The sequence below is a fragment of the Planococcus sp. S3-L1 genome, assembly GCF_030063085.1.
In the GTDB taxonomy this organism is placed as follows: Bacteria; Bacillota; Bacilli; order Bacillales_A; family Planococcaceae; genus Planococcus; species Planococcus kocurii.
The window spans coordinates 41,565-53,929 of the sequence record NZ_JASISN010000011.1; the positions used below are offsets into that span (position 1 = coordinate 41,565).

Below are 12,365 nucleotides of genomic sequence, written 5' to 3' on the forward strand. Positions count from 1 at the left end.
AACGGTAGAACAGATAAAGGAGGATACAGCTATGGCTCAAAATTATGATGTTGTTATTTTAGGCGGTGGAACCGGCGGTTATGTAGCAGCAATACGCTCTGCGCAACTTGGATTGAAAACAGCAATCGTTGAAAAGAGTGAACTGGGTGGGACTTGCTTACATAGAGGTTGTATTCCGAGCAAAGCATTGCTTAGAAGTGCAGAAGTTTATTCGACGACTAAAAATCATGCAGCTGATTTTGGTGTTCAGACAGGTGAAGTTACACTAGACTTTGGACGTGTTCAGCAACGCAAACAAGGCATCGTCGACCAATTGCATGCAGGCGTGCAAGGATTGATGAAAAAAGGGAAAATTGATGTCTACGAGGGTATCGGTCGAATTCTTGGACCTTCTATTTTCTCACCAAATGCTGGAACCATTTCTGTTGAAATGAACAATGGTGAAGAAAATGAAATGTTAATTCCTAATAATGTTATTATCGCTACAGGTTCACGTCCGCGTACTTTGCCAGGATTAGCTGTTGATGGCAAGTTCGTTATGACTTCAGATGAAGCCTTGAAGATGGAAACTTTACCACAATCGATTCTAATTGTTGGTGGGGGTGTTATTGGTATCGAGTGGGCTTCAATGCTTAACGATTTTGGTGTGGACGTAACTGTTATTGAATATGCAGACCGTATCGTTCCAACAGAAGATAAAGATATCTCTAAAGAGATGTTGAAACTTTTGAAGAAAAAAGGCGTTAAGTTTGTGACAAGCGCAAAAGTAATGGCAGATACATTAGAAACAGGTGAAAATGGCGTTACCATTCAAGCAGAAATCAGTGGCAAAAACGAAAGTTTTTCTGCTGAAAAAATGCTAGTATCAGTCGGTCGTCAAGCAAATGTTGAAAATATTGGCATTGAAAACACGGACATTATTGTTGAAAAAGGGTTTATTCAAGTGAAGAAATCTTTCCAAACGAAAGAATCTCATATTTACGCAATTGGTGATGTCATTGGTGGTCTTCAATTAGCGCACGTTGCTTCACACGAAGGCATCACGGCAATCGAGCACATTAAAGGCAATAATCCACATGCAATTAACTATGACTTAGTGTCACGTTGCATTTATTCCAATCCAGAAGCAGCAAGTGTTGGTATTACAGAAGAGCAGGCAAAAGAAAAAGGTCATGAGGTAAAAGTTGGTAAATTTTCGTTCAAAGCAATTGGTAAAGCATTGGTTTACGGGGAATCTGATGGTTTCGTTAAAATTATCGCAGACAAAGAAACGAACGACATACTTGGCGTGCACATGATTGGGCCGCATGTAACCGATATGATTTCGGAAGCGGGTCTTGCAATGGTGTTAGATGCAACTCCGTGGGAAATTGCTGAAACAATTCATCCACACCCGACACTATCAGAAGTAATAGGCGAAGCGGCTTTGGCAGTTGATGGAAAAGCAATTCACAGTTAAAGGAGGAAAACATAATGGCTTCTAGACATGAAGAAATTGGTTTAACAAATGAAGATTTACTCAAAATGTATGAAACAATGTTGATGGCTCGACGTGTAGATGAACGGATGTGGCTATTAAACCGCGCAGGAAAAATTCCTTTCGTGATTTCGTGCCAAGGTCAAGAAGCAGCACAAGTAGGCGCTGCTTTTGCTCTTGATAATTCAAAAGATTATATCGCTCCTTACTATCGCGATATTGGTGTCGTCCTTCATTTTGGAATGACACCAAAAGATTTGATGCTGTCTGCTTTCGCTAAAGCAGAAGATCCAAACTCTGGTGGGCGCCAAATGCCTGGTCATTTTGGGCAAAAGAGTAACCGTATTTTGACAGGCTCTTCGCCTGTTACGACACAATTGCCTCACGCAGTGGGCGTTGCTTTAGCAGGAAAAATGAAGAAAAAAGATTTTATCACGTTTACGACGCTGGGTGAAGGATCTTCCAACCAAGGGGATTTCCACGAAGGCATGAACTTTGCCGGCGTTCACAAGTTACCAGTTATCATTATGGTCGAAAACAATAAATATGCAATTTCGGTGCCCGTTGAACGCCAGTTAGCTTGTAAAAACGTATCGGATCGAGCAATCGGCTATGGTATGCCAGGTGTAACAATCGATGGCAACGATCCGATTGAAGTATACAAACATGTTAAAGAAGCTGCTGATCGCGCACGCCGTGGCGAAGGACCAAGCCTGATAGAAACAGTTTGCGAACGAATGACAGCGCACTCGTCAGATGATGATCACCGCCAGTATCGCTCTGCGGATGAATTGGCTGCACAAAAATCAACAGATCCAATTTTGACATTTGGTGCTTATTTGAAAGAAAACGGTGTAATGAACGATGAACTTGAAAAAGAAATTAATGATCGCATCATGGTAATTGTCAATGAAGCAACGGATTATGCAGAAGAGGCACCATATGCAGAACCAGAGCACGCAATGAAGTATGTCTATGCCGAAGAAGGAGGAGACGAATAATGGCTATTATGTCTTATATTGATGCCATCACGCTTGCCATGAAAGAAGAAATGGAACGTGATGAAAACGTCTTTGTTCTCGGAGAAGATGTCGGTAAAAAAGGCGGCGTTTTTAAAGCGACTCAAGGTCTGTACGATCAGTTCGGTGAAGACCGTGTCTTAGATACACCTCTTGCAGAATCAGCGATTGCCGGTGTCGGCATTGGTGCAGCGATGTACGGATTACGCCCAATTGCAGAAATGCAATTTGCGGATTTCATCATGCCCGCTATCAACCAAATTATTTCGGAAGCTTCACGCATTCGTTACCGTTCAAATAACGACTGGACTTGTCCAATCGTTTTCCGCGCACCTTTTGGCGGTGGTGTTCATGGCGCACTTTATCATTCGCAGTCAGTAGAAGCAATATTCGCTAATCAGCCTGGGTTAAAAATCGTTATCCCGTCAACTCCATACGATGCAAAAGGCTTGTTAAAAGCAGCAATTCGCGATGAAGATCCGGTTATGTTTTTTGAGCACAAACGTGCATACCGTCTAATTAAAGGTGAAGTACCAGAAGAAGATTACACAATTGAAATTGGTAAAGCAGATGTGAAACGCGAAGGTGAAGATATTACAGTCATCACTTATGGTTTAGCAGTCCACTTTGCACTTCAAGCAGCAGAACGTCTAGCCGAAGATGGTATTTCTGCGCACATCCTTGATTTGCGCACAATTTATCCATTGGACAAAGAAGGCATTATCGAAGCTGCGAAAAAGACAGGTAAAGTTCTTCTAGTTACAGAAGACAATAAAGAAGGAAGTATCATCGGAGAAGTAGCAGCGATCATCGCTGAAAACTGCCTATTCGACCTAGATGCTCCGATTAAACGTCTAGCTGGACCTGATATCCCAGCAATGGCATATGCACCAACAATGGAGAAATTCTTCATGATCAACCCAGACAAAGTAGAAAAAGCAATGAGAGAACTAGCTGAATTTTAAAAAGAAAAGCGTAAGCGCCCATCTAGATTCGACGGGCGTAAGACACACTGGCGAAGCGGCGTTTTTTGCCGCACAGCCAGAGTGGCTTATGACCCTAGAATCTGGGCGCTGAAGCTAGACAAAAGAAAAGTTGAACCGGCCGCAAAGTCAGAGTGGCTTATGACCCTAGAATCTGGGCGCTGAAGCTAGACAAAAGAAAAGTTGAACCGGCCGCAAAGTCAGAGTGGCTTATTACTTAAAGAGTAAGAAACATAAAACCGAACAACAAGTAAAGGAGGAATTCCCTTGGCTATTGAAAACATCAAAATGCCCCAGCTGGGTGAAAGTGTCACAGAAGGCACCATTGAAAAATGGCTTGTCCAGCCAGGTGATCATGTAAATAAATATGATCCACTCGCTGAAGTTAATACAGATAAAGTGACAGCGGAAGTTCCATCATCGTTCACAGGAGTTGTTAAAGAATTAATTGCTTCAGAAGGTGAAACTCTAGCAGTCGGTGAAATTGTCTGCACGATTGAAACTGAAGGCGGCAACTCTGCACCTGTAAAAGAAGAAAAAAACGCACCTGACGAACAATCAGCAGCACCGTCAGCAGGCAAAAAAGAAGAAACAAAAACGGCAGCTCAACCTGCGAAACCAGCTGGCTCAAAAGGCCGTTATTCACCAGCTGTCTTGCGCTTGGCTCAAGACAACGATATCGACTTAACGCAAGTGGACGGTTCAGGAAACGAAGGCCGTATTACGCGTAAAGATTTAATGAAGTTGATTGACAGTGGAACTATTCCAAAAGCTGGAGATGTGCCTGCAGCACAGACACCAACGCAACAAGAACAACCGGCAGCTCAGCAAGCAATAGCAACTCCAGAAGCACCAAAAGCCGCACCTGCTCCAATCGAAAGTGCTCCGGGAGATATTGAAATTCCAGTCACGGGTGTTCGTAGAGCGATTGCAGCAAATATGCTGAAGAGTAAACACGAAGCACCGCACGCATGGATGATGATTGAAGTGGATGTTACGAACCTTGTTCAATACCGTGATTCGATCAAAGGCGAATTTAAGAAAAAAGAAGGCTTTAATATTACGTATTTTGCTTTCTTCGTAAAAGCTGTATCACAAGCTTTGAAAGAATTCCCAATGATGAACTCGATGTGGGCTGGAGATAAAATTATCCAGAAAAAAGATATCAATATTTCAATTGCAGTTGCTTCTGACAGTGCTTTGTTTGTTCCGGTTATCAGAAATTCTGATGAAAAATCGGTTAAAGGCATTGGCAAAGAAGTAAACGAATTGGCATTAAAAGCACGTTCAGGCAAAATAAAATCAGTTGATATGCAAGGTGGAACATTCACTGTAAACAATACAGGATCATTTGGTTCTGTTCAGTCAATGGGCATCATCAACCATCCGCAAGCAGCAATTATGCAAGTTGAGTCAATTGTTAAACGTCCGGTTATTATGGATAACGGAATGATTGCAGCGCGTGACATGGTGAACCTTTGTCTATCACTCGATCACCGTGTACTTGATGGTCTTGTTTGCGGTCAATTCTTGGCTCGCGTGAAAGAAATATTAGAGAATATGTCAAAAGAAAATACATCTGTTTACTAAGAAAAGCTGGAGTCTTCGGACTTCAAGCTTTTTTTGCTTTAATGTCGGCGTCGAGTCGGTTAAAATGGAGACAGATAGCCTTTGAGGAGGGAATAGTTTGACAATCGAATCGATGAAGAACATACAATTTCCAAAGCGTACATATAGTGAATGGCAGCATGCAGCTGTAAAAGCGATTAAAGGCAAACCTTTCGAGAAAACGTTGAAAACTTCAACAATCGAAGATATTACACTTGAACCGCTATACACCAAAAACATGCTCGATCAATTAGGGAGTTATGTACCGGCACAAGTTGGGGCTATCCAACATGGCAAATATCAGCCGAGTTGGTTGGTGGCACAAGAAGTGATGGCCGAGTCGGCAGAACAATATTTAACTTTGGTGAAAGACGATATACTTCGCGGAAATGAAACCGTTGTCTATACAGGATTCGGCAAATTTGATTGGACAGATGAGCAATTGAGTGAGTTGGCAGAATTGATCATCGAGAAACCGTTGTACTTTAAATTGACAAGTGACGATCAAGACATTTTGCGTGTTTTTGATTTTGTGGCACCGGAACAGCTAGCACACGTACAAGGTGTTGTTTTTTCTGAAGAAGCTGTGAAAGCCCCAGAAAACGTTCGGACTCAATTGGTAGATACCATTCCAATTCATCATGCTGGAGGAACAGCCGTACACGAACTAGGCGTTGCACTGAGTATTCTGTCAGAACGAATGGCAGAGAGTGATTTTTCGGAAACTGCTAAAAATACGTGGATTCGCTTTGCTGTAGATACACAATTCTTCCAAGAAATCGCAAAGTTGCGTGCATTCCGTGTATTATGGCAAGCTTTCAGTTCTGCTTTTGGAGAAGAAGCGCCGATGATTCCATTATTTACAGAAACGTCTGTCCGTTCTTACTCAAAGCTAGATCCTTATGTGAATTTATTGCGTGCAGGAAATTCCACATTTGCGGCTGTTCTTGGTGGAACAGATGCGCATACGGTCCATCCGCATGATTTTTTGACCAAACCGGATTTATCAAGTAGACGTATCGCGCGCAACGTCCAATTGGTCATAAAAGAAGAGGCTCATGTGTCTCATGTGGTGGATCCTTCAGCCGGCTCGTATTTTGTTGAAACTTTAACGAAAGAGTACGTAGAAGCTGGATGGAATTATTTCCTGGAAATCGAACAAGCAGGTGGCTATTCCGAAGTTATTAAATCAGGCTGGTTGACAGACGATATTCAAGCAAAATGGGTTGATCGAGAAAACAATACCGCAACGCGTCAACAGTCGCTGATTGGCACGAATATTTATGCCAATCCACAAGAACCCGTGAGAGACTCGAAAATAGGTGACAGTCACTTGGAATACATGACAGCTAAACGTTTGGCAACACCATTTGAAAATCTTCGTGCACAAAGTAAAGTAGTGAACTTGAAATCTGCAATCATTCTTCTCGAGCCAGTAAAGAACATAAAAGCACAAGTTGACTTTGTTTCAGGCTTTTTAGCAGTAGGGGGAATAGAGCCTCTAGTAAGTTCACATTTAGCGACGGCTAAAGAAATTAATCAATTTTTAGCAAATGAAGCGATTGATTATGGTGTGTTGTGTGGATCAAAAGAGGCAGTTGAGGCAGTTGTAACTGGATTGGATACAAAGGCGAGTATTGATCTCGCAGGTAGGTATCCAAAAGAACAGCTATCAGAGTGGGCACAATTTGGTATTAATGAAACGCTCTATTCGGGTAAGCATATGACTACAAAACTCGACAAAATTCTCGCTTTAGGAAAGGAGGCGTTCTAATGGCTAAACCCGATTTTTCAAAAGTAACGCTTGATCAATTAGCTACCGCGACTCAAACGGTCGAACAACAAAGCGTCTTTACAACAAATGAAGGAATTGCTATTAAGCCAGTTTATACGGCAAAAGATATCGATTTTCTAGAAGAAAGCATGCCAGGATTTGCTCCAAATGTTCGCGGTCCGTATCCAACGATGTACGTTTCGCGTCCTTGGACTGTGCGCCAGTACGCTGGATTTTCAACTGCAGAGGAAAGTAATGCCTTTTATCGTCGCAATTTAGCGATGGGGCAAAAAGGCTTATCCGTTGCTTTTGATTTGGCGACACACCGTGGCTATGACTCAGACCACGAGCGCGTTGTTGGAGACGTTGGTAAAGCAGGCGTTGCCATTGACAGCGTTGAAGACATGAAAATTTTGTTTGATGGCATTCCATTGGATCAGATGTCAGTATCTATGACGATGAATGGTGCAGTTGTGCCGATTATGGCGTTTTTTATTGTCGCAGCTGAAGAACAAGGTGTATCTCCTGACCAACTAGCGGGGACAATTCAAAATGATATTTTAAAGGAATATATGGTACGTAATACGTATATATATCCGCCAGCCATGTCGATGCAAATTATCGCAGATATTTTTAAATATACTTCAGATCATATGCCAAAATTTAATTCAATTTCGATTTCTGGTTATCATATTCAAGAAGCAGGCGCAACGGCAGATCTTGAACTAGCTTATACACTAGCAGACGGGCTTGAATACGTTCGGACAGGACTTGCGGCAGGCATAGATATCGATCATTTCGCACCGCGGTTGTCATTTTTCTGGGGCATTGGCATGAATTATTTCATGGAAATTGCAAAAATGCGTGCAGGACGAGAAATCTGGGCAAAAATGATGAAAACTTTCGATCCGAAAAATGACAAGGCATTGGCTTTGCGGACACATTCGCAAACATCAGGATGGAGTTTGACTGAGCAAGATCCGTTTAATAACGTCACACGCACATTGATCGAAGCCAATGCAGCGGCAATGGGTCATACGCAATCGCTTCATACGAATGCACTCGATGAAGCCATTGCCTTACCGACAGATTTTTCTGCAAGAATTGCCCGCAATACACAATTATTCCTTCAAGAAGAAACGATGATGACCAATGTTATCGATCCATGGGGCGGTTCTTACTACGTTGAAACCTTAACGAATGAATTAATGGAAAAAGCGTGGGAATTGATAGAAGAAGTTGAAGAACTAGGTGGAATGGCGAAAGCTATCGAAACGGGTTTACCTAAAATGCGTATTGAGGAAGCCGCAGCGAAAAAGCAGGCGCAAATCGATTCCAATGAAGAAGTCATTATTGGTGTCAACAAGTACCGTCTCGATCAAGAAGATCCGATCGATATTTTGAATATCGATAATACAATGGTTCGTAAAACGCAGATTGAACGATTAGATCGGATGAAAGCTGAGCGCGATAGTGACAAAGTTGCAACAGCTCTAGAAACATTGACCAAAGCAGCACAAAGCGGGAAAGACAATATTTTAGCTTGTGCCATTGAAGCGGCACGTCACCGCGCATCTCTTGGTGAAATCTCCGACGCCATTGAAAAAGCATCCGGAAGGCATAAGGCGGTGATTCGTTCAGTGAGTGGGGTTTATAGTTCAAATTTTTCAAATCAGCAAGAAATGGAAATCGTCAAAAAAATGACAGAAGACTTTATTGAGAATGAAGGGCGTCGTCCACGTATTTTAATTGCTAAAATGGGCCAAGACGGCCATGATCGCGGAGCAAAAGTTATTGCCACGGCATTTGCTGATTTGGGCTTTGACGTTGACATTGGCCCATTATTCCAAACACCAGCCGAAACAGCGCAACAAGCAGTGGAAAATGATGTTCACGTTATTGGTGTGAGTTCACTAGCAGCTGGACATATGACATTGGTTCCAGATTTAAAAGCAGAGCTTACGAAAATTGGACGAGAAGATATTTTGATTGTTGTTGGGGGAGTTATTCCCGCGCAAGATTATGAGTTTTTGCGCAACAATGGAGCTAGTGCTATTTTTGGTCCTGGAACAGTCATCCCAGTAGCGGCACAAAAAGTTATCGAAGAAATTTACGTGCGTTTAGGTTATGAGGAAGTGGCAGACTGATGAGCCATGAAAAAAATTTCAGACGTGTCATGGAAGGTGTTCATGAAGCGCATGACGGCATGAAACCTTTGCCACGGAAAAAGTTCAAGAAACCGGATACTGGAAATTTGGATATTGAAACCATTGCACGAGGCGTACAGAGCGGATCGCGGCTGTATCTTGGAAAAGCAATTACCTTACTTGAAAGCTCAAATCCAGAACATAAACAAAACGGTCAGGAATTGCTCAACCAATTGCTGCCGTTTACAGGCGACAGTCTGCGTATTGGCATTACCGGCGTACCCGGAGCTGGGAAAAGTACCTTTATTGAAACCTTTGGTGAAATGCTAACAAGTCTTGGCCACCGTGTTGCGGTACTGGCGATTGATCCAAGTTCATCGCTTACTGGTGGCAGTATTCTCGGAGACAAAACCCGTATGGAGGAGCTAGCGCGAAATCCGAATGCCTTTATCCGGCCGTCACCTACAGCCGGCACGCTTGGTGGTGTTCATAAAAAGACGCGCGAAACGATGTTACTCTGTGAAGCGGCAGGATACGATATAATTTTAGTGGAAACAGTCGGAGTTGGTCAAAGTGAAACTTTAGTTCGTGGTATGGTCGACATGTTCTTGTTATTAGTGTTGACAGGTGCTGGGGATGAATTACAGGGGATGAAAAAAGGGATATTGGAATTGGCAGATGCGATTGTCGTCCATAAAGCGGACGGAGATAATGTCCGACTGGCAAAACGAACAGTGGCAGAGTACAAGCAAATGCTGCATTTTCTGCAGCCGGCAACTGAAAGTTGGACAACTAGACCGATTGCTGCTTCTTCTGTAGAAAGTACGGGTATTCCAGGCGTTTGGGAAATGATTCAGGAATTTGAAATAGCAGTAAAAAATAGCGGGTTTTGGAAGCGGCGTCGTCAAGAACAAACAAAAGATTGGTTCCGTTCGATGATTACAGACGAGTTACATAGTCGCTTTTTTGACGATGTGAATCGCCGTCAATTGGTGACCGTGTTAGAAAAGCAAGTATTGAGCGATGAATTGACTGTAGCGCAGGCAATCGTCCGGCTTTTTGAGTAAGCTTTTTTTGCAAGTCGACAGAACAACTGCTATGATAAAAGAAGCAATAATAAGGAGTGGTATTTGATGAGCATGGATTTTAACTTCCTAATGAACGATATAGCAACACAAGCTCGCCAAGAATTGATTGATGGTGGATATACACAGCTCGAAACAGCTGAAGCTGTAAATGAAGCATTTTCACAAAAAGGAACTAGTCTTGTCATGATTAACTCGGTATGTGGATGTGCAGGCGGCATTGCTCGTCCAGCAGCGTTGCATTCGATTCACTACGATAAGCGTCCAGGTAGTTTGTTTACCGTTTTTGCTGGGCAAGATAAAGAAGCAACTGCTCAAGCACGCGCAATTTTCGGTGACGATCACTTACCGTCTTCGCCATCATTCGTTTTTATGAAAGACGGAAAAATGGTTGACGAGATCGGCCGTCATGAAATTGAAGGACATGATCCTATGTCTGTTATTACGCATATCCAAGCGATATTTGAACAGCATTGCGAAGAAGTTTAAAAAAGGTGCCTCTTTATGGAGGCATCTTTTTCATGTCTAAATTTGGAGGGGACAATGAAGCTAAATTTTAAGCCTTATTCAATTGGTTATCGTACGTTGAAAACCGCGCTAGGTGTAGCCGTTGCTATTTCGTTAGCTCAATTGCTCCAGCTTGATTATTATGTATCGGCTGGAATTTTAACGATTCTTTGTATACAACCGACGAAGAGAAAGTCGATTCGTGCAGCGTTTTCTCGGTTTATCGCCAGTTTGATTGGTATCCTTTATGCGTTCATCTTTTTTGAAGGGATTTCTTACCATCCTGTTATGATTGGTGTTCTCATTGTCCTCTTTATTCCTTTGTTGGTAACCTTACGTTTTCAAGATGGTTTTGTGTCAAGTGCCGTAATTTTGCTGCATATATACGATGCCAAAAATCTAGATATGGATTTGCTGACAAATGAATTGATTCTGATGCTTGTGGGTTTTGGTACAGCGTTGGTCGTCAATATGTACATGCCGAGCATTGAAAAAAAGCTGAAAAGCTATCGTTACGAAATTGAAAATCTATACGCCTCTATTTTTCGTGAAATTGTTATTTATTTGAGGGAAAGAGAATCTGTATGGAGCGGCAAAGAATTGATGGATGCCCGAAAGTTACTGGAAAAAGCAAAAGCGTTGGCGTATCAAGACGTTGAAAATCACATTAGACGCCATGAAAACAAATACTATCATTACTTTGAAATGCGTGAACAGCAACTTGAAATTATTGAGCGAATTTTACCGAAAATTACAGCGTTGCCAGTAATCGTGGATCAAACAGATTTGGTCGCTGACTTTCTGCAAGATTTGTCAGAGCACGTTCACTCAGGCAATACAGCGTATCGCTATATATCTAAATTAAATAAAGTCAAAGAAAACTTTGCTGCACTGCCACTACCTGACAGTCACGAAAAATTCCTCGCCATGGCGGAACTTTACCAAGTGATTCATGAAATGGAAACGTATTTGGAAATCAAGCAATCCTATAAAGGCTTTCAAACAAGAAAAACAGAAGCAGCCGGCTAACTCTATTCGTTTCCCAAAAATGAAAATCAAAAAGACAGCAAGAGCGATTTAGCTCTTGCTGTCTTTTAAAATCCATTAAAGAATAAAGCTCAAACCAAACATAAAGCTTGATAGTAGCATGATGCCAATCATCGCATAAACGATAAACTTGCGAAAAGCTGCATTTCTCATTAGTGGTAAACTCCTTTATCAATCAAATCCTTGAGGAAATCATATCATATATTGAGTAGAAGTTGAAGAGACACGCTACGGTTTTCCAAATATTCGCTAACAACTAGAGTTTTTAACAGCGAATCTGTACAATAAGAGAGAAGATAAAAAAGGAAGTGAAACTAGGATGAAAAAAGTAGATCATATCGGAATCGCAGTGCGGGATTTGAATGCTGTCCTTCCTTATTACACGGATACACTCGGACTGTCACTGATGAAAATCGAAGAAGTAGAGTCTCAGAAAGTACGCGTCGCATTTATCGATGCGGGAAATGTCAAACTAGAATTACTGGAACCGATGGATGAACAAAGTGCCATTTTCAAATTTTTAGAGAAAAAGGGTGAAGGCATTCACCATATTGCATTTGGTGTCGTCAATATTGAACAGCGAATGGAAGAACTGCGTGACAAAGGTGTCCAACTACTAAACGAACAGCCAAAGCCGGGTGCAGGTGGAGCAATGATAGCCTTTTTGCATCCGAAATCATCAAATGGGGTATTGTACGAACTTTGCGAAAAAGAGTGA

At 42.1% G+C, this 12,365-nt stretch carries 11 protein-coding genes; 10 read left to right on the forward strand and 1 reads right to left on the reverse strand.

Annotation, left to right across the window (positions count from 1 at the left end):
- Positions 1–31 precede the first annotated feature (31 nt).
- The 9 genes from lpdA to QMF37_RS11535 all read left to right on the forward strand — a co-directional run bounded on the left by lpdA (position 32) and on the right by QMF37_RS11535 (position 11,629).
- The gene (gene lpdA, locus QMF37_RS11495) at positions 32–1,459 is read left to right on the forward strand and encodes a dihydrolipoyl dehydrogenase (RefSeq protein WP_283478377.1); all 1,428 of its coding nucleotides are present in this window, start codon (positions 32–34) and stop codon (positions 1,457–1,459) included.
- A 14-nt stretch (positions 1,460–1,473) separates the two neighbouring features.
- Entirely contained in the window at positions 1,474–2,478 is a 1,005-nt protein-coding gene (locus QMF37_RS11500) for a thiamine pyrophosphate-dependent dehydrogenase E1 component subunit alpha (RefSeq protein WP_058385489.1), read from the forward strand.
- The gene (locus tag QMF37_RS11505; protein WP_058385488.1) at positions 2,478–3,461 is read left to right on the forward strand and encodes an alpha-ketoacid dehydrogenase subunit beta; all 984 of its coding nucleotides are present in this window, start codon (positions 2,478–2,480) and stop codon (positions 3,459–3,461) included. Before QMF37_RS11500 ends, QMF37_RS11505 begins: the two co-directional genes overlap by 1 nt.
- Before the next feature lie 285 nt (positions 3,462–3,746).
- A complete protein-coding gene (locus QMF37_RS11510) occupies positions 3,747–5,069 on the forward strand; it encodes a dihydrolipoamide acetyltransferase family protein (RefSeq protein ID WP_078080361.1) in 1,323 nt (440 codons plus the stop codon).
- A 97-nt stretch (positions 5,070–5,166) separates the two neighbouring features.
- Positions 5,167–6,861, forward strand: a complete 1,695-nt coding sequence (locus QMF37_RS11515) for a methylmalonyl-CoA mutase family protein (RefSeq protein ID WP_078080362.1) — start codon at positions 5,167–5,169, stop codon at positions 6,859–6,861.
- Positions 6,861–9,008 (forward strand): methylmalonyl-CoA mutase, encoded by a 2,148-nt coding sequence (scpA, locus tag QMF37_RS11520; RefSeq protein ID WP_078080363.1) that lies wholly within the window; start codon positions 6,861–6,863, stop codon positions 9,006–9,008. Before QMF37_RS11515 ends, scpA begins: the two co-directional genes overlap by 1 nt.
- Positions 9,008–10,075 carry a methylmalonyl Co-A mutase-associated GTPase MeaB gene (gene meaB, locus QMF37_RS11525; protein ID WP_071154017.1) on the forward strand — a complete coding sequence of 356 codons (1,068 nt, stop codon included), beginning with the start codon at positions 9,008–9,010 and terminating at the stop codon, positions 10,073–10,075. The genes scpA and meaB overlap by 1 nt, the downstream gene beginning before the upstream one ends.
- A gap of 66 nt (positions 10,076–10,141) precedes the next feature.
- Entirely contained in the window at positions 10,142–10,582 is a 441-nt protein-coding gene (locus tag QMF37_RS11530; RefSeq protein ID WP_283478378.1) for a BrxA/BrxB family bacilliredoxin, read from the forward strand.
- Between the two features lie 54 nt (positions 10,583–10,636).
- On the forward strand, positions 10,637–11,629 hold the full coding sequence (locus QMF37_RS11535) for an aromatic acid exporter family protein (protein WP_058385482.1): 993 nt from the start codon (positions 10,637–10,639) through the stop codon (positions 11,627–11,629).
- Positions 11,630–11,704: 75 nt separating this feature from the next.
- Here the strand turns inward: QMF37_RS11535 and prli42 are convergent, their stop codons facing one another.
- The gene (prli42, locus tag QMF37_RS11540) at positions 11,705–11,800 is read right to left on the reverse strand and encodes a stressosome-associated protein Prli42 (RefSeq protein ID WP_149456201.1); all 96 of its coding nucleotides are present in this window, start codon (positions 11,798–11,800) and stop codon (positions 11,705–11,707) included.
- 166 nt (positions 11,801–11,966) lie between these two features.
- Between prli42 and mce the strand changes: the two genes are divergently transcribed.
- Entirely contained in the window at positions 11,967–12,365 is a 399-nt protein-coding gene (mce, locus tag QMF37_RS11545) for a methylmalonyl-CoA epimerase (protein ID WP_071154018.1), read from the forward strand.